This is a genomic window from Kitasatospora sp. NPDC006697, assembly GCF_042869935.1.
In the GTDB taxonomy this organism is placed as follows: Bacteria; Actinomycetota; Actinomycetes; order Streptomycetales; family Streptomycetaceae; genus Kitasatospora.
This window is the reverse complement of sequence record NZ_JBIAGU010000033.1, coordinates 19125-34828: the sequence shown is the minus strand read 5'-3', so window position 1 is coordinate 34828 and position 15704 is coordinate 19125. Positions and strand designations below refer to the sequence as shown.

The 15704-nt window shown below is 75.4% G+C and carries 17 protein-coding genes and 1 riboswitch; of the genes, 8 read left to right on the top strand and 9 right to left on the bottom strand.

The window, feature by feature from the left end; translation table 11 throughout:
* Nucleotides 1-11: 11 nt before the first annotated feature.
* From ACFYNO_RS33420 to ACFYNO_RS33405, 4 genes are all read left to right on the top strand, one after another.
* Entirely contained in the window at nt 12-614 is a 603-nt protein-coding gene (locus tag ACFYNO_RS33420) for a helix-turn-helix domain-containing protein (protein WP_388021278.1), read from the top strand.
* 40 nt (nt 615-654) lie between these two features.
* On the top strand, nt 655-807 hold the full coding sequence (locus ACFYNO_RS33415) for a DUF6126 family protein (protein ID WP_388021277.1): 153 nt from the start codon (nt 655-657) through the stop codon (nt 805-807).
* A gap of 189 nt (nt 808-996) precedes the next feature.
* Nucleotides 997-3564 (top strand): glycosyl hydrolase, encoded by a 2568-nt coding sequence (locus ACFYNO_RS33410; protein ID WP_388021276.1) that lies wholly within the window; start codon nt 997-999, stop codon nt 3562-3564.
* A gap of 79 nt (nt 3565-3643) precedes the next feature.
* Nucleotides 3644-4369 (top strand): MgtC/SapB family protein, encoded by a 726-nt coding sequence (locus ACFYNO_RS33405; RefSeq protein WP_388021275.1) that lies wholly within the window; start codon nt 3644-3646, stop codon nt 4367-4369.
* 7 nt (nt 4370-4376) lie between these two features.
* Here the strand turns inward: ACFYNO_RS33405 and ACFYNO_RS33400 are convergent, their stop codons facing one another.
* The 5 genes from ACFYNO_RS33400 to ACFYNO_RS33380 all read right to left on the bottom strand — a co-directional run bounded on the left by ACFYNO_RS33400 (nt 4377) and on the right by ACFYNO_RS33380 (nt 8831).
* On the bottom strand, nt 4377-6557 hold the full coding sequence (locus ACFYNO_RS33400; protein ID WP_388021274.1) for a SpoIIE family protein phosphatase: 2181 nt from the start codon (nt 6555-6557) through the stop codon (nt 4377-4379).
* A gap of 127 nt (nt 6558-6684) precedes the next feature.
* On the bottom strand, nt 6685-6903 hold the full coding sequence (locus ACFYNO_RS33395; RefSeq protein ID WP_388021273.1) for a hypothetical protein: 219 nt from the start codon (nt 6901-6903) through the stop codon (nt 6685-6687).
* A gap of 125 nt (nt 6904-7028) precedes the next feature.
* Nucleotides 7029-7604, bottom strand: a complete 576-nt coding sequence (locus ACFYNO_RS33390) for a TetR/AcrR family transcriptional regulator (RefSeq protein WP_388021272.1) — start codon at nt 7602-7604, stop codon at nt 7029-7031.
* Nucleotides 7604-8428, bottom strand: a complete 825-nt coding sequence (locus ACFYNO_RS33385; protein ID WP_388021271.1) for an alpha/beta fold hydrolase — start codon at nt 8426-8428, stop codon at nt 7604-7606. Before ACFYNO_RS33385 ends, ACFYNO_RS33390 begins: the two co-directional genes overlap by 1 nt.
* 115 nt (nt 8429-8543) lie before the next feature.
* Entirely contained in the window at nt 8544-8831 is a 288-nt protein-coding gene (locus ACFYNO_RS33380; RefSeq protein WP_388021270.1) for a YiaA/YiaB family inner membrane protein, read from the bottom strand.
* 164 nt (nt 8832-8995) lie between these two features.
* Nucleotides 8996-9148: riboswitch (cyclic di-AMP (ydaO/yuaA leader) on the top strand.
* Between the two features lie 10 nt (nt 9149-9158).
* Between ACFYNO_RS33380 and ACFYNO_RS33375 the strand changes: the two genes are divergently transcribed.
* Nucleotides 9159-9983 (top strand): M23 family metallopeptidase, encoded by an 825-nt coding sequence (locus ACFYNO_RS33375; protein WP_388021269.1) that lies wholly within the window; start codon nt 9159-9161, stop codon nt 9981-9983.
* Nucleotides 9984-9986: 3 nt separating this feature from the next.
* Here ACFYNO_RS33375 and ACFYNO_RS33370 read toward each other — a convergent pair whose 3' ends face one another.
* Nucleotides 9987-10901, bottom strand: coding sequence for a hypothetical protein (locus ACFYNO_RS33370; protein ID WP_388021268.1), 915 nt, complete (start codon nt 10899-10901; stop codon nt 9987-9989).
* Nucleotides 10902-10944: 43 nt separating this feature from the next.
* On the opposite strand from ACFYNO_RS33370, the gene ACFYNO_RS33365 reads away from it, so the two are divergent.
* Both ACFYNO_RS33365 and ACFYNO_RS33360 read left to right on the top strand, forming a co-directional pair.
* Nucleotides 10945-11517, top strand: a complete 573-nt coding sequence (locus tag ACFYNO_RS33365) for a GNAT family N-acetyltransferase (RefSeq protein ID WP_388021267.1) — start codon at nt 10945-10947, stop codon at nt 11515-11517.
* A gap of 79 nt (nt 11518-11596) precedes the next feature.
* Nucleotides 11597-12286: a sensor domain-containing protein gene (locus ACFYNO_RS33360; protein ID WP_388021266.1), complete on the top strand. Its 690-nt coding sequence runs from the start codon at nt 11597-11599 to the stop codon at nt 12284-12286.
* Between the two features lie 7 nt (nt 12287-12293).
* Here ACFYNO_RS33360 and ACFYNO_RS33355 read toward each other — a convergent pair whose 3' ends face one another.
* Together ACFYNO_RS33355 and ACFYNO_RS33350 are read right to left on the bottom strand one after the other, a co-directional pair.
* A complete protein-coding gene (locus ACFYNO_RS33355; RefSeq protein ID WP_388021265.1) occupies nt 12294-12704 on the bottom strand; it encodes a hypothetical protein in 411 nt (136 codons plus the stop codon).
* A gap of 67 nt (nt 12705-12771) precedes the next feature.
* Nucleotides 12772-13380: a hypothetical protein gene (locus ACFYNO_RS33350; RefSeq protein WP_388021264.1), complete on the bottom strand. Its 609-nt coding sequence runs from the start codon at nt 13378-13380 to the stop codon at nt 12772-12774.
* A 225-nt stretch (nt 13381-13605) separates the two neighbouring features.
* On the opposite strand from ACFYNO_RS33350, the gene ACFYNO_RS33345 reads away from it, so the two are divergent.
* Nucleotides 13606-14340, top strand: a complete 735-nt coding sequence (locus tag ACFYNO_RS33345; RefSeq protein WP_388021263.1) for a hypothetical protein — start codon at nt 13606-13608, stop codon at nt 14338-14340.
* Between the two features lie 7 nt (nt 14341-14347).
* Here ACFYNO_RS33345 and ACFYNO_RS33340 read toward each other — a convergent pair whose 3' ends face one another.
* Nucleotides 14348-15436: a hypothetical protein gene (locus tag ACFYNO_RS33340; protein ID WP_388021262.1), complete on the bottom strand. Its 1089-nt coding sequence runs from the start codon at nt 15434-15436 to the stop codon at nt 14348-14350.
* Between the last annotated feature and the right edge of the window lie 268 nt (nt 15437-15704).

Below are 15704 nucleotides of genomic sequence, written 5' to 3'. Positions count from 1 at the left end.
GGACTGGTGGCATGACCACCGAAGAGGAGCTGCCGGGGCTCGGCGCCCGGCTGCGGGAGAACCGGCAGGCCGGCCGGCTCACCCTCGAGGCGGCCGCCGCCCGCGCGGGGCTGTCGCCAGCCTATCTCTCCCGGCTGGAGACCGGCCGCCGGCAGCCCTCGCTGCCGGTGCTGCTCTCGCTGGCCCGGCTCTACGGCGCGAGCGTGGCCGAGCTGCTGGGCGAGCAGCCCGGCGCCCCCGACCCGGTGGTCCGCGGCGGGGCGATCGAGCCCAGCCGCACCGGCGGCTGGGGCTACCGCCGGGCCGGCGCGTCCGGCATGGCGATGCAGGCGCTGCGGGTGCAGATCCCGCCGGGCCTGCAGGACGCGGTGGTCCGGGTGCACGCCGGCGAGGAGTGGCTGCACGTCACCAAGGGGCGGCTGCGGCTGACCCTGGGCGACCAGAACCACTACCTGGAGGCCGGGGACAGCGCCCAGTTCGACTCGCTGATCCCGCACCGGTTCGCCGCCGAATCGGGCGACGGGGTGGAACTGCTCTTCGTCCACACCCTGCTGCAGAGCCCGGCCAGCGACCTGTGCCTGCCGGTCCCGGCGGCGCACCGCAATCCGCTCTGACCCGCGACCGGTCAGACCGCGACACCTGAAGGAGCCCGTGATGGCCGTTCAGCACCCCCCGTACGTCCCGACCACCGACGGTGGCAAGCGGACCGACCACCGGGTCGCCTTCCGCCTGGCGATCTACCTGGCCGCCGCCCACCTCTTCGGCGCCTTCCTCTTCCTGCTCTTCTGGGTCGGCGGTCACCACTGACCCTCGCCCGACCCCGGTGGCAGGTCCGCAACAACGATCCGGTCACAAGCGTGCTGAAAGAGTGTCAAGAGTCCTCCTGATGTGATCGAGTGCCGCCCGGCACCACTGGTCACGGAGGACTGGGAGATTCCGTTGTCGGCACGACTGAGTACCGGGCGTTGGCTCACGATCTGCGCCATCGCCGCCACCATGGCCCTGACCGCCGGCTCACCCGCCGGTGCCGTTCCGCTCCCGCAGGGCGGCACCGGCGGCAGCACCGCCCGGCCGCTGGACAAGGGCGACGGGGGTGACGACGAGTCGGACTCCATCCAGGAGGGCGCCGACCAGCGCGCCGAGGCCCGCACCTCCCCGGGCGTGGTCGCCCCCGGCGCCTTCTCCGCCGCCTGGGACCAGCTGCGCAACCTGCCCGCCACCGGCGGTCAGTGGCAGCACACCACCGGGCTGGTCTACAACTCGGACGACCCCCGCTACCGCGACACCGCCTCCAACTCCTCGGCCGGCATGGGCAACGTGACCGGCCGGATGTCGGCGGTCGCCGCCGACGGCAGCGGCCACGTCTACGCCGGCAGCGCGGGCGGCGGCGTCTGGCGCTCCGCCACCGGCGGCGGCCACTGGCAGCCGATCAGCGACCAGCTGCCCACCCAGGCCACCGGCGCGCTGGCGCTGGACTCCCGCGGCCGGCTCTGGCTCGGCACCGGCGAGGCCAGCACCAACTCGGACGCCTACCTGGGCTCCGGCGTCTACCTGCTGGACCACCCGGAGAGCGGGAAGTTCTCCAGCCGCTCCCGGGTCGGCGGCGACGAGCTGGACAGCACCACCATCCACGAGCTGCGGTTCGGCGGGGACAAGGTCTGGGCGGCCACCTCCAAGGGCGTCTGGAGCCACTCCACCACCGACCTGAGCGGCCCGTGGACCCTGGAGTTCGCGCCCAACCCGGACTACCTGCCCGGCGGCAAGCTGGCCACCGACCCCAACGCGCCCTACAAGAACCTCACCAACGACATCGCGATCGACCCGCACGACCCGTCCAAGGTGGTGCTGGCGGTCGGCTGGCGCAGCGGCGACCCGACCAACGGCTTCTACGCCAAGGCGGCGGACGGCAGCTGGCAGCGGCTCAGCTCGCTCGGCGACCTGCCGGCTGACGCGGCCGATGTCGGCGAGGTCACCTTCGCCCGCTCCGCCGACGGCTCCCGCTACTACGCCATCGACCAGTCCCCGGCGCTGCAGGCGAGCAACCCGGCGAGCGCGCTGGCCGGCATATTCGTCTCCAAGTCCGGCTCGCCGACCGGCCCGTGGACGAAGATCGCGGACGCCCCGACGCTCGGCGCGGCCGGCTCGGCGCTGAACTCCGCCAGCCAGCTGCCCGGCCAGCAGTCCTGGTACGACCAGTCGCTGCAGGTGGACCCGAACGACCCGAACCACGTCTGGGCCGGCCTGGAGGAGGTCTTCGAGACCAAGGACGGCGGCGCCAGCTGGACCACCCCCGGCCCGTACTGGAACTTCAACTTCTCCTGCTGGAGCATCGACCCGACCAAGCAGAGCGGCAGCTGCCCGCAGACCACCCACCCCGACCAGCACGCGCTGGCGGTGGGCAGCCTGAACGGCAAGTCCTACGTGCTGGCGGGCAACGACGGCGGCCTCTACTCCCGCCCGGTCAACGGGCAGCTGGACGCGCTCGGCCACGCCACCGACTGGACCTCGCTGAACGACGGCACCATCGACACCCTCGAGTACTACTCGGTCGGCGTCGGCAAGGACCTGACCTACGGCGGCGTCGCGGTCACCGGCGGCCTGCAGGACAACGGGCAGTCCCAGCTGCGCGGCGGCCGCGACAAGGTGATGGGCTCCAACTTCGGCGGCGACGGCGGCGACACCCTGACCGACCCGCGCAACGGCTGCAACATCGCCCAGGAGTACGTCTACCTGGCCGTCAACGTGACCCAGAACTGCGCGGTCAACGACGGCAGCTACCTGACCGACCCGAGCAAGGCCACCACCTACTCGGTCGCCCCGCCGGACAACGCGGCGGGCGGAAACGGCGCCCGGTTCATCGCCCCGCTCGCCGCCGACCAGCGCAACGCCAACCTCTGGGTGGCCGGCGGCCGGCACGTCTGGGTGCAGAGCCAGGGCTACGCGATCCGCAGCTCCAGCGCCTGGACCAGTGCCTTCGACCTCGGCGCCGGCCACGTGGCCACCGCCGTCGCGGCCTCCGGCGGCAAGGTCTACGCGGCCTGGTGCGGCCCGTGCAACAACCAGGGCTTCACCCGCGGCATCGCGGTCGGCAACGCGGACGGCACCGGCTGGCAGCAGCTGGCCCTGCCGGCCGACGCCACCGTGCCCAACCGCTACCTGGCGGGCCTGGCGATCGACCCGAAGAACTCCGGCCACGTCTACCTGGCCGTCAACGGCTTCTCCCGGCACTGGACCTCGGGCCCGGGCGCCGGCACCGGCCACGTCTTCGAGTCCACCGACGCGGGCGCGCACTGGACCGACATCTCCACCGACCTGCCGGACGTGCCGGCCGACTCGCTGGTGGTCACCAAGGACGGCGCCCTGGCGCTGGCCACCGACCTCGGCGTGCTCTACCGGGGCGCGGGGCAGACCTGCTGGCAGCGGGTCGGCAACCTGCCGGCGGTGGCCGTGGACCAGCTGAAGATCGGCGTGGACGGCCGGCTCTACGCGGCCACCCACGGCCGCGGCATCTGGTCGGTCGCGCTGGCGGACCTGGGCGACCAGGGCGACCAGAACGGTCAGTGAGCCCGAGCGTCACCCAGCTGACAGCCGGCGGCGGCGCGGGAGCAACCTCCCGCGCCGCCGTCGGCGTTAGCGTGACGCCGTGGCACATCTGAGCACCCTGGACTTCCTGACCCGGCTCGCGGTCGGCGTCGGCTGCGGCGCGCTGATCGGCGTCGAGCGGCAGTGGCGCGCCCGGATGGCGGGCCTGCGGACCAACGCCCTGGTGGCCGCGGGCGCGACGCTCTTCGTGCTGTACAGCGAGGCGGTCATGGACACCGGCTCGGCCACCCGGGTCGCCTCCTACGTGGTCTCCGGGATCGGCTTCCTCGGCGGCGGGGTGATCCTGCGCGACGGGGCCAGCGTGCGCGGGCTGAACACCGCGGCCACGCTCTGGTGCTCGGCCGCGATCGGGGTGCTGGCCGCCTCGGGCAACCTGGAGTTCGCGCTGCTCGGCACGGTCGCGGTGCTGGCGGTGCACCTGGTGCTGCGGCCGGCCGGGCGGCTGATCGACCGGGTGCCGCAGGACGACCCGGACATCGAGGGCGTCCGCGCCTCGATCCACCTGCGCTGCGACCGCAAGGCCGAACCGCAGGTCAGGGCGGTGCTGCTGCAGGCCTTCGGGACCAGCGGGCTGACCCCGACCGGCCTGCGGGCGCGCCGCGAGGAGGACGGCACCACCCGGCTGCGCGCCACCATCGCCACCAGCGGGGATCCGGCCCGGGCGCTGGAGCAGGTGATCACCCGGCTCTCGCTGGAGCCCGGCATCCGCGACCTGTACTGGCACCTGATCGCGGAGCCGCAGGAGCCGGGCGACGAGGAGGACTGACTGCCCGTCAGTCCTCCGGGCCCACGGCCCGGTGGATCAGCAGCAGCGCGACGTCGTCCGGGCGGGAGTGGCGCTCCGTCACGTTCAGGGTGAGCAGGTCGGCCAGCCGGTCCAGGCCGTCGGCCGCCCCGGCCTTCCGGTACCAGAGGTCGATGCCGCCGATCATCCGCTGGACCGACTCGTCGTAGTCCTCGTCGCGGTCCTCCACCAGGCCGTCGGTGTAGGCGAGCAGGGTCTCGCCGGGCGCCAGCCGGGCCCGGGTGAGCGGGTACTCGGCCGCCGGGTCGACGCCCAGCGGCGGTCCGCCCGGCAGCGGCAGCTCGGCGGCGCCGGTGCGGCCGATCCGCACCGGCGGCGGGTGCCCGGCCCGGGCGGCGGCCAGCTCGCCGGTGTCCAGGTCCAGGGTGAGGTAGAGGCAGGTGGCGAACAGGTCGGTGTCCAGCTCGGCGAGCAGCCGGCTGGTCCGGGCCAGCGTGGCGGCCGGGTCGTGCCCGTCGGTGGCGTAGGCCCGCAGGCCGCTGCGGAGCTGGCCCATCACGGCGGTGGCCTCGGCGTTGTGGCCCTGCACGTCGCCGATCACCAGCCCGACCCGGCCGCTGGGCAGCGGGATCAGGTCGTACCAGTCGCCGCCGATCTGCATGCCCTCGGTGCTGGGCAGGTAGCGGGCGGCCGAGTGCAGTCCGGGCAGCGCCGGCAGGCTGCGCGGCAGTATCGCCCGCTGCAGCTCGCTGGCCCGGTGGTGCTGGGTGTCGTAGAGCCGGGCCCGTTCCAGCGACTGGGCCAGGATGCCGGCGAAGGCCGAGTAGAGGGTGCGGTCCTCGCGGGTGAACTCGCGCTCGGCGGCGAAGGTGACCAGGCAGGAGCCGACCTGCCGGCCGGAGGCGACCAGCGGCAGCACCGCCCAGGCGGCCGGCCCGCCCGTGCCGGCCGGGGCCGCCGTCCCGCCGGGCTCGCTGAACAGCGGCACCGCCCGGGCCGGCGACTGCTCCCGCACCTCGCTGGAGAGCTCGTGCAGCCGGTTCAGCTCGCCGCGGTGGGCGCCGCCGTAGACCGAGGGGGAGACCGGCAGCAGCCGCCCCTCGTCGACCAGGTCGAGCACCGCCGAGGCGGCGCCGAGCGCGGGCCGGGCCACGTCGGTCAGCACGGTGGTCACCTCATGGACCGTCACCGCCCGGGAGAGCGCCCGGGTCAGCGCCAGCAGCAGGGCGGACCGGGCGCCGACCTGGCTGTCGCGCCGCTCCGGCGCCCGGTCGGGCTCCGGCGGCCGGGCCAGCAGCAGCCCGGCGATCCCCACCGGCCGCCCGTGCACGTCCAGCAGCACCTCGCCCAGCTCGTCCACCCGCCGCGGCGGGCCGTCCGGGCCCGGCACCCGGAAGGAGAGCCGGTACGGGCCGCCGCGGGCCAGCGCCTCGGCCAGCGCGGCCTGGGCGTCCGGCAGGTCCTCGGGGTGCATCAGCTCGGCGGCCTCCGGCGCCGGGTGGGGGCCGGGGCCGGCCGGCGGGGTGCGGCCGACGGCCTGGTAGGCGCCCGTGTCCCAGGCGCTCTCGCCGGTGACCAGGTCGCGCTCGAAGGCGCCGGCCCCGGCGGCCCGCACGGCGCCGACCAGCGAGGGGCGGCCGCCCGGGTGCTCGCCGGCCGGCGGCCGGGGCGCGGGCCGGACGCCCGCGGCGGAGACGTGGTGCAGCAGGTGGGCCAGCCGGTGCGCGCAGACCTCGGCGATGGTCTCCAGCGCCTCCAGGTCGCGGCGCGGCACGGTGCCCCGGTGGGCCAGCGGGAGGGTGAGCACCCCGAGCTCCTGCTCGTCCACGATCAGCGGCAGGGTGACCACGGCGACCAGGCCGGTGCCCAGGCCGGCCAGCCTGTTGGGGTAGTCCGCGCCGGTCCGCTCGGGGCTGAGCAGGAACGGGGCGCGGTGGCGCAGCGCCTGGGCGGCGGGCAGGTCGGAGCCGGGGTCGATGGTGCCGAAGCGCTCGGCCGCCCACTCGGGCAGTCCGCTGGAGACGGTCAGCCGGAGCATCCCGCCGCCGTCCAGCAGGTAGAGCGCGGAGCCCTCGTTGGTGATCCACTGCGGGCCCTCGGCGAGCACGGCGGCCAGCAGCTCGGCGGCGCTGGTGGCGCGCAGCAGCCGGCGCACGCAGCCGAGCACGGAGCGGGACCGGGCGGAGGAGGCCGGCGTGCCGAGGTCCATCGGGGGCCCTTCCGGATCCGGGGCGGGCGCCCCACGTGCCACAGGTGACGCGGAATATCCTATTTCGTCCGGTCGGCCGGACCCGGCCGCCGCACCCGGTCGGGTGCGCTCGAACCGCCCGGGGGCGCTACTGGCCGTCCACCTCGCCGTAGCCGGGCTGCGGGCCGGCCGGCACGGTGCCGAGCGAGCGCAGGCCGCGCAGGGCGGCGAAGCCGCGGCGGAGGGCGGCCCAGCCGCTCTGCCGGGCGGGCTCCGCGGCGCGCACGGTGGCGGCGGGCGCGGCCGGGCGCGCCGCGGCGGTGCGCTGGGCCGGGATCACCGCGTCGGCGGTGCTGGGCTGCGTCATGGCCCCTCCAGTGGTCCACAGGGTGAATTGGGACCTTAGTCCCATCCGATTGCCGCACCATCAGACCAGGGGATGATTCGCGTCCGTCATCCGCCCCGCCCTGGTGCTACCCCGTGACCGGGCCTTCACTCCGCGTCGGGCCAGTCCCGCAGCCCGGTGGTCAGCAGCCCGATCATCCGCTCCTGGGTCACCGCCAGGTCCGCCGCGATCCGGAAGGCGCCGGCGATGCTCAGCGAGGCGAAGCCGTGCGCCATGCTGCGCACCGCGCGGGCGGCGTGCACCGCCTCGGCGTCGGTGATGCCGTAGCCGGCCAGCACCGCGAAGATCGCTCCGGCCAGCCGCTCGCCGTGGGCGGTCAGCTGCTCGTCCTCCGGCACCGGGACCTGCGGCATCGAGGCGTAGCGGCGGGGGTGGTCCAGCGCGTAGGAGTGGTAGGCGCGCAGCAGGGCCCGCACCGCCTCCTCGCCGCGCAGCTCGCCGACGGCCTCCTGCAGCGCGTCGGCCAGCTCGCCGGTGACCCGCAGCGCGACCAGCCGGCGCAGTCCGGCCAGGCCGCCGGGCACGTGCTTGTAGAGCGAGGGGGCGGCCACCCCGGCCCGGGCGGCCACCGCCGCCAGGGTCAGCTCCTCCGGGCCGTGCTCGTCGATCAGCGCGATCGCGTGGTCGACCACGGCGTCCGGGTTCAGTCCGGCGCGGGGCATCAGCCGACCTCGGCGAGGAACGGGAGCAGCGCGGCGGCGACGGCCTGCGGATCCTGGACCATCGGGTAGTGGCCGGCGCCCTCGATCATCACCTTGCGGCCGTTCAGCGCGGCGGCCTGACGGTCGGCCAGCTCCTCCGGCTTCGGGAAGTCGGGGTCCTTGCTGCCCATCAGCACCAGCGCCGGGCACCGCACGCCGGCCGACCAGCCGACCGGGCCGGAGTCGCCGCGGACGTAGCCGCGGCTGGCCTTCCGGCGGCCGGGGGTGCGCAGCGCGGCCTCCAGCACGGCGTTCTGGGCCACGATCTCGGGGGTGGGGCCGCCGGGGTAGGCCATCTTGTTCAGGTAGTAGCCCCAGACCTTGGGGAAGGCCAGCACCGCCGAGCCGAGGCCCCAGACCACCGCCTTCATGAAGGGGTTCGGCGGGACCTGCTCGACGAAGGCGTCGAGCAGGGCGATCCCGGCCACCCGCTCGGGCGCGTCGGCGGCGACCCGGACCACGGTGGCGCCGGTGTAGGAGCTGCCGACCAGCACGGCCCGCTCGATGCCCAGGTGGTCGAGCAGGGCCAGGGTGTCGACGGCCAGCGCGGCCGGGCTGTAGTCGTCCCAGTCGATCGAGGACTCGCCGAAGCCGCGCACGTCCATGGTGATCACCCGGTGGCCGGCCGCGATCAGCAGCGGGCGCAGGTGGCGGTAGGCCTGCCGGGAGTCGAGCATCCCGGGGAGCAGGACCACGGGGGTGCCGGTGCCGTCGCTCTCGTCGTAGGCGAGGGTGCCGCCGGCGAGCCGCAGGTACTGGGTCCGAGGGGTCAGGGTGCTGTTCACGGTGGGCCTCCTGGCGGGGCGCTTCGGTGGGTGCCGGCCGTTGCCGACACCCACAAAGCTATGGCTAATAGCCTTAGCCGTCAACCCCTCGCCGAGGCCCTTCGGTCGGGCGTCCTCAGCTCTCGACCCGGAACGGGTCGTGCTCGGCGAGCAGTTTCTCCAGCCGGGCCTGGTCGACCCGGGTGACCATCTCGTCGGCCTCCTGCCGGTCCCGGATCACCTTGGCCAGGGTGAACGCGGAGGTGACGGTGTAGAGCAGGCCGAGTGCCAGGAAGGCCCGCATCCAGGCGCTGACGGGCAGGTAGGCGATCCCGATCGCCAGGCCGCCGCCGGCCAGCGCGAAAGAGAGGATCGCCTGCACGTAGTAGGCGGAGGTGGTCCGTGGCTGCACCGAGGAAGTCATGCCTGAAGGATCGCCAACTCGGCCGCGCCCCACATGAGTACGGGTACTCAGTTCGCTACCCGGGGTGAGCCCAGAGTTGGGGGGAAAGAGTGGCTTGGAATCAGGGGCCCATGGGATTAACGTTTGATAACGCAGCGCGGTCGGCAACGCCGTCCCCGACGGCACCGTGCGCGTCGCCTAATCCTTCGGTCTGCGGAGCCGTGCAGACCGGGGAGCCGGGGAACCACGTTCCTTGGGGTGAATCGGGCCTTGGCCCGTAGGAGACCTTCCTGCTCCGAACCCGTCAGCTAACCCGGTAGGCGCGAGGGAAGGAAAGGAGCGCCCCCCGTGGCGTTGACGCACACCCCGGTCGCCCTGCTCGATCACGCCGACGCTCCCGGGGACCAGGCACCCCGCCGGCTGCCCCGGCAGTCCCGCGCCGCCGCCCCGGTGCTCGGCGTCACCGCGATGGCCGCCGCCCTCGGCGCCACCGCCGGGCTCACGAGCAGCGCCGCCGCGGCCGAGCCGGCCCCCGCCGCCGTGAGCGCGCCGGACGCCGACCCCGGGCTGGCGCTGGCCGCCCGGATCCAGCAGCAGGCCGACCCCGCCCGGGCCGCCGCCGACGAGGCCGCCGAGCAGGCGGCGCGGGCCGAGGCCGAGCAGGCCGCCCGCACCGAGGCCGCCCGGCTGGAGGCCGCCCAGGAGGCCGCCGCCAAGCGCGCCGCCGCCCAGCAGCCGGCCGCCCGGCAGCTGACGGAGCGGCAGGCCCCGGCCGAGGAGCAGTCCGCGGACACCGTGCTCCCGCTGCCCGGCCGCCCGGTCGACCTCCCCGCCGCCACCCCCTGGCCCGAGCTGCGCACCGGCGTGGACATCTCCGCCCCGGTCGGCACCCCGGTCCGCGCGGTCGCCGCCGGCACCGTCACCGCGGCCGGCTGGTCCGGCGGCTACGGCTACCGGGTGATCCAGACCCTGCCCGACGGCACCGAGGTCTGGTACTGCCACCTGTCCGCGATCACCGCCGCCGGCCCGCTCGCCCCCGGCGAGGCGCTCGGCCGTGTCGGCGCCACCGGCAGCCGCACCGGCACCGCCCGGCTGCACCTGGAGGTGCGCCCGGGCGGCGGCGCGCCGGTCGACGCGGCGGCCTGGTTCCAGGCCCGCGGGCTGGCCCTCTGACCCTCAGGCGTCCCGGTCCTGGCCGGGCGTCCAGCCGGCGATGTCCGGCAGCTCGACCAGGCCGCGCTTGACGATGTACTGGTCCACCTCGGCGGCCCCCGGCTCCGGCGCGATCTCCTGGTACTCCGTCAGCAGCAGCGCCGGCAGCCCGGGCACCGTCCACTCGCCGAGCAGCCGCAGCGCCTCGGCCTGCACGGCCGCCTCGAACTCCGGGAAGTCGCCGGACAGCTCGGCCGGCATCGGCAGGCCGAGCGCGGTCCGCCCGGCCAGGTTGTGGTAGCTGCGCTCCATCAGCCGGTTCTCCACCAGCAGCCGGGCGCCGTCGGTGGCCATCCCGATCGACAGCAGCACGCCCTCGGTCCAGCCCTCCTCGCCCTCCGGCTGGTCCAGGCCGGCCGCGCCCGCCAGCACCGCGATCCGGCCGGCCGGCTCCAGCTCCCGGAAGCCGTCCAGCCAGCTGCGCACCGCGGCCTCGTCGGCGGTGTCCACGCCGGCCTCGCGCAGCAGCAGCGCGTACAGCCGGGGCCAGGTCAGCAGGTGCGGCTGGCGCAGCAGCCCGGCCAGCAGCTCGCCCTGCCACCGCGCCTCGGCCAGCAGCCGCTCGCGCCGCTTGGCGTTCAGCCGCTTCGCGGCCTTCTGGTGCTCGATCAGCAGCTCCACCGCCGCGCCGTAGACCAGCGGATCCTCCCCGGGCGCGGGCTGCACGTAGAGGTGGATCCGCTCGTACAGCAGCTCCTGGAGCAGCGCGGAGGTCAGTTCGGGGTAGCCGTCGTGCAGCCGTGCGTCACCCAGTTCGAGCAGTGTGAGGACCGCGTTCAGCGGCCCCTCGGGCACCGGGCCGAAACCCTGCTCGGCAGCCCAACGCAGCAGCTCAGCGGTGTGCGGCCGGGGTGCCAGCCGCAGGTCCTCGTCGTCCATGACCGGTACCGTAGCCGCTCCGCGGCGCACTACCGTACGTGCCATGCACCCCGTCCTGCTGACCGGGCCCCGGCTGACCATCCGTGAGTTCCACCACGTGGAGCGCGACATCGACGCGCTGCACGCGATCTTCGGCGACCCGGAAGCCGCCCGCTACCTGCCCTTCGAGCCCCGGGACCGGGAGGACTGCGCCGACCAGGTGGCGCTCTACCTGGACGAGGCGCAGCGCTCCCCGCGCACCGTCTACCGGCTCGCCGTCACCCGCACCGCCGACGGCGAGGACGCCGTGCCGCTGGGCAACGCGGTGCTCGGCGTGGAGGGAACCGAGGAGCAGCGCCAGGCGTTCATCGGGTACGCGCTGCGGCGGGACGCCTGGGGCCTCGGGTACGCCACCGAGATCGCCCGGCTGCTCTGCGGCTTCGGCTTCGAGGAGCTGGGGCTGCACCGGCTGGCGGCCCGGCTGGACCCGGCCAACCTGGCCTCGGCCCGGGTGCTGCGCAAGGCCGGCTTCCAGCTGGAGGGGCGGATCCGGGACGACCTCTTCCTGCGCGGCCGCTGGCACGACGCGCTGCAGTACTCGCTGCTGGAGCAGGAGTGGTCCGGGCTGCCGGAGTGAGGGCGGGGGGATAACCCCACCCCGGCTCCGCCGGACAGCCGGATTACCCGGGGCGGCCCGCCCCGGCAGGCTTGAGGGCATGACGACGACCTCCCCGAGCACCTTCACCGCCGCCCCGTTCACCGTCCCGGCCGCCCGCCGCTCCCCTTCACTGGCCCGCCGGCTGGCCCGCGAGTACGGCTACGTCCTCGGCGGGCTGTTCACCGGCACCGTCGGCTTCGGCTGGGCCGTCAGCTGCTTCGCGCTGGGCGCCGGCACGCTGGTCACGGTGCTCGGGCTGCCGGTGCTGGCCCTGCTGCTGGCCGGCTGCCGCGGGCTCGGCGCCGTCGAGCGCGGCCGGATCGCCCGGCTGCTCGGCACCGAGCTGCCGGCCCCGGCCCCGGTGCGGGCCGCCCGGGAGGGCTTCTGGGGCCGGGCGACGGCCGGGCTGGCCGACGCCGCCGGCTGGAAGGCCTTCGCCCACGAGCTGCTGATGTTCCCCTGGCGGGTGTTCAGCTTCACGCTCAGCACCACGCTCTACTCGGTCGGCCTGGCGATGGCCGCGCTGCCCGCCTACAACTGGGTCTTCCACCGCTACGTGGGCTGGCCGGGCTACCGGGTGTTCGACTACACCAGCGGCCACGTGCACCACGCCTACTACCTGTCCTCGTTCTGGCAGGTGACCGGTGCCTCGCTGGCCGGCCTGCTGGTCCTGCTGCTGGCCGCCGCCGTGACCCGCGGACTGGCCAACGTCTCGCGCGGCGCGGCCCGGGCCCTGCTGTCCGCCTGACCGGGCGTCAGGCGGACTCCTCCCGCACCGTGACGTAGGCGTTGGCCACCGTGGCGCAGGTCTGCTTCAGGGTGGTCGGCAGTACGGCGGCCAGGTGCCGCATCACGGTGAGCCGGTTCTCGTCGTCTATCCCGTGCTGCTGCAGCAGGCCGAGCACCGACTGCACCTCGTCGGAGAGGTTGGCCTCGGACTCCAGGCAGCGGTCGGACAGGGTGCCGAAGGCCAGGTCGTAGTCGGCGGCCGAGCCGACCCCGGGCAGCCGGGACTGGAGGTCCTGCAGCCGCAGCCACTCGCCGCGCGGCACCGAGGTGATGGCGATCGCGGCGGGGCGCGGCGGCTCCGTGGTCACCACGATCGCCGTGGCGGCGGCGACCACGGCGCCGATCAGCACCACGCCGAGCGCTGTCCGTCGTGACATCCCGAGCTTCCCTCCAGCCGGCCGGGACCAGCCTGGCAGCCCCGGGCCCGCACGGCCAGCCCCCCGGCTAGGCCAGCGCCCGGACCACGCCGTGCAGCCAGTGGCGGTAGGCGGGGGTCGGCTCCAAGGCCTCCGGGACCAGGAAGGCGCGCGGGCCGGCCCGCCGGATCTCCCGGTCCGCGACGTCGAGGAAGCAGACCGACAGTTCGAACGGGTCGGCGCGGCGCCCGATCTCGGCCTCCACCTCGGCCACCACCTCGCCCACCGGCCCGCGCCCCGCCGAGCGCCGCACCGCCTCCCGCCGGCCGGAGCTGTGCCAGTCCCAGAAGGCCTGCCCCCAGAGCCGCCGGGCCGACTCGCGCAGCGGCGCCGGGACGGCGCCGAAGTCCGGGCCCAGCAGCTGCCCGTCGGCATCCGGGTCGAGCACGATCTCCTCGTCCGGCAGCTCGAAGTGCTGGCGGACCGCCGAGCACCACCAGGCCCGCCACGGCCCGGCCAGCGCCGGATCGGCCCGCCGCCCGCTCTCCGGCACCCCGTTCAGCGGACCCGGCACCAGCCCCCCGGCCGGCACCGCGATCCCCTCCACCTCCCGGACCCAGAGCGGGTAGCAGAGCAGCTGGCTCCGGTAGTCGGAGCCGAACCGCCACGATGGTTCCCCATGACTCCCCAGTAGCACCTGATTCCCCTCCCCAGGAGCGCTCCTGACGGAGCGTCGTGAGCCGGTGCGGCCCCCGCGGCATCACCATAAGGCCGCCCGGTACGTGTGGGGGAGGTGAAGGAGCCGCCCTCGCGGGGCGGCTGATGCGGCGTCGGCGGGCGGCCCCGCGAGTTCACCGGAAGCCCCCACTCGGGCGGCCCGGTCCGGATGCGGAGTTTCCGCACCCGTGTTCGGCTGGACGGCGTGTTGATCACCTCGCGGCCGCTGGACGAGTACTGCGCGTTCTTCGGGCTCAGCAGGGCGGCCCTGGCGGCGCTGCCCGGCCCGCTGCTGGACTGCCCCGGCGGGGCGTCCGGCCTGGTCGCCGAGGCCCGGGCGCTCGGCTGCCGGGCGGTGGCCGTCGACCCGGCGTACACCCGGCCGACGGCCGAGCTGCTGGCCGAGGCCGAGCGGGCCCGCCGGGTGATGGCGGCGGCGATGGCCGCCCGGCCCTGGCAGTACCTCTCGCCCCGGCACCAGCCGCACGACAAGTACCTGCGCAGCTGGGACCGGGCCCGGGCGCTGTTCGCCGCCGACCGGGCCGCCCACCCGGAGTGCTACCTGCCCGCCGCGCTGCCCGTGCTGCCCTTCGCCGACGGGGAGTTCGCCCTCACCCTCAGCTCCTACCTGCTCTTCGCCTACCCCGACCGGTTCCCGCCGGCCGCCCAGCTGGCCGGCCTGCTGGAGCTGGTCCGGGTCACCGCGCCCGAGGGCGAGGTCCGGGTGCACCCGCTGCACGACGCGGCCAGCCGCCGCTCCCCGCACCTGGCCGAACTGCGCTCGGCGCTCGGCCGCCACCGGGTCTGCAGTGAACTGCGCACCGTCCGGGCCCCCGGCGACGGCCGCCGGCGCTACGTGCTGGTGCTGAGCCGCCACCGGGTCCGGCCGGCGGCCGCGCGGCCCGCCGGCCCGCTGGCCGCCGCCGGGCGGGCCGGCTGACCCGGGATCAGACCCCGGACGGCCGGGGCGTCGGCACCTGGCCGATCGCGTCCAGCTTGGCCAGGATCCGCTCCGCCACCCAGCGCCGGTCGGAGGCGTCCGGGATGCCGTCGGGGGCGAGCAACTGGTTCACCACCGCGTTGCGCAGCCGGATCCGCTGGTCGCGGCCGAGCCGGCTGAGCATGCCGCGGGCCGCCAGCAGCGCGTGGTACTGCTCGAAGCCGCTGCGCGGGTGCTCGATGTACTCCAGCACGCTCTCGATGTCGCCCAGCGACGGGTTGCCCTGGGTGAGCGCCAGCGCCTGCAGCCGCAGGCCCGGGTCGTCGGAGGCGAAGAGCCCGCGGACCTCCTCCGGGGTGGCGGGGGAGTTCTTCGCCGCCGCCCGGACCTCCGCCATCTGGGCCACCACCGGCGCCGGCTGGGCGGTGCCGACCCCGGTCTGCGGGTGCGGCTGCGCCGGGTCGGCGACCTGCGCGGCGAACTTGCCCAGCCGGCCCATCGCCTGCACCCGCAGGTCCTCGGCGCCGACCTCGTTGCCCTCGCGCAGCTGCTCCTGGGCACTGGTGAAGAGCTTCAGCGCGGCGCCGTCGGCCCGGGTCAGCGCGCCGGCCAGCATCAGCCGGGTGACCAGCCAGCCGCCGAGGAAGCCCAGCACCAGGAAGTAGAGCACCATCGCCACCGCGAACGGGGTGGCGTCGGCCTGCCCGCCGAGCGCGGGGGAGAGCGCCCGGCCGAGCTCCCGGGCGCCCCGCCAGATGCTGCCGAGCTGGGTCAGGCCGACGCCGAGCAGCAGCTTGGTCAGCCAGTCGGAGACCTGCTCCAGGTTGGTGTTGGCGGTGTAGGTGCCCGGCGCCGGCGGACCGCCGGCCGCGTTGTTGGTGCTGAGCACGTGCGGGATGCCGAAGAGGAAGCCGAGCAGCGCGCCGACCACGGTGGTGGCGCAGGAGATCATCACCCCGGCACCGAGCGCGCTCACCGGGTGCGGTGCCGCGGTGGTGTAGAGCAGCAGGCCGAGGAAGCCCAGCCCGGTCAGGATCCCGATCACGCCCGCCTGCCGGCGCCGCGCCAGCACGTCCAGCCCCAGCTGCCCCGCCATCCGCCCGCTCCCCGTTCGCTCCGGTCCGCTCCAGACGGCACGAACTGTAGCGCCGCCCCACCCGTTCGCGCGTCCGTCCGGCGGGTGAACAGCTGCCGGTCACCCGGCCGGCGCCCGGCCCGGGGATGCCGAAGCCCCCGGCGCCTCGCCTTGAGGCACGCCGGGGGCTCGACTACTTCTGCGCGGTTCCATCCGCGGGGCGCCGGCTGATCAGGCCGACAGCTCCACGGAGGCGCGCCCGAGCGAGTCAGACGCGCGGAGCGCAGTC

Bases quoted from the DNA above. Each gene is read 5' to 3' on its own strand.
- ACFYNO_RS33420 (WP_388021278.1), top strand. From the start codon at position 12: ATGACCACCGAAGAGGAGCTGCCGGGGCTCGGCGCCCGGCTGCGGGAG.
- ACFYNO_RS33415 (WP_388021277.1), top strand. From the start codon at position 655: ATGGCCGTTCAGCACCCCCCGTACGTCCCGACCACCGACGGTGGCAAG.
- ACFYNO_RS33410 (WP_388021276.1), top strand. From the start codon at position 997: ATGGCCCTGACCGCCGGCTCACCCGCCGGTGCCGTTCCGCTCCCGCAG.
- ACFYNO_RS33400 (WP_388021274.1), bottom strand. From the start codon at position 6,557: ATGGACCTCGGCACGCCGGCCTCCTCCGCCCGGTCCCGCTCCGTGCTC.
- ACFYNO_RS33395 (WP_388021273.1), bottom strand. From the start codon at position 6,903: ATGACGCAGCCCAGCACCGCCGACGCGGTGATCCCGGCCCAGCGCACC.
- ACFYNO_RS33390 (WP_388021272.1), bottom strand. From the start codon at position 7,604: ATGCCCCGCGCCGGACTGAACCCGGACGCCGTGGTCGACCACGCGATC.
- ACFYNO_RS33380 (WP_388021270.1), bottom strand. From the start codon at position 8,831: ATGACTTCCTCGGTGCAGCCACGGACCACCTCCGCCTACTACGTGCAG.
- ACFYNO_RS33370 (WP_388021268.1), bottom strand. From the start codon at position 10,901: ATGGACGACGAGGACCTGCGGCTGGCACCCCGGCCGCACACCGCTGAG.
- ACFYNO_RS33365 (WP_388021267.1), top strand. From the start codon at position 10,945: ATGCACCCCGTCCTGCTGACCGGGCCCCGGCTGACCATCCGTGAGTTC.
- ACFYNO_RS33360 (WP_388021266.1), top strand. From the start codon at position 11,597: ATGACGACGACCTCCCCGAGCACCTTCACCGCCGCCCCGTTCACCGTC.
- ACFYNO_RS33355 (WP_388021265.1), bottom strand. From the start codon at position 12,704: ATGTCACGACGGACAGCGCTCGGCGTGGTGCTGATCGGCGCCGTGGTC.
- ACFYNO_RS33340 (WP_388021262.1), bottom strand. From the start codon at position 15,436: ATGGCGGGGCAGCTGGGGCTGGACGTGCTGGCGCGGCGCCGGCAGGCG.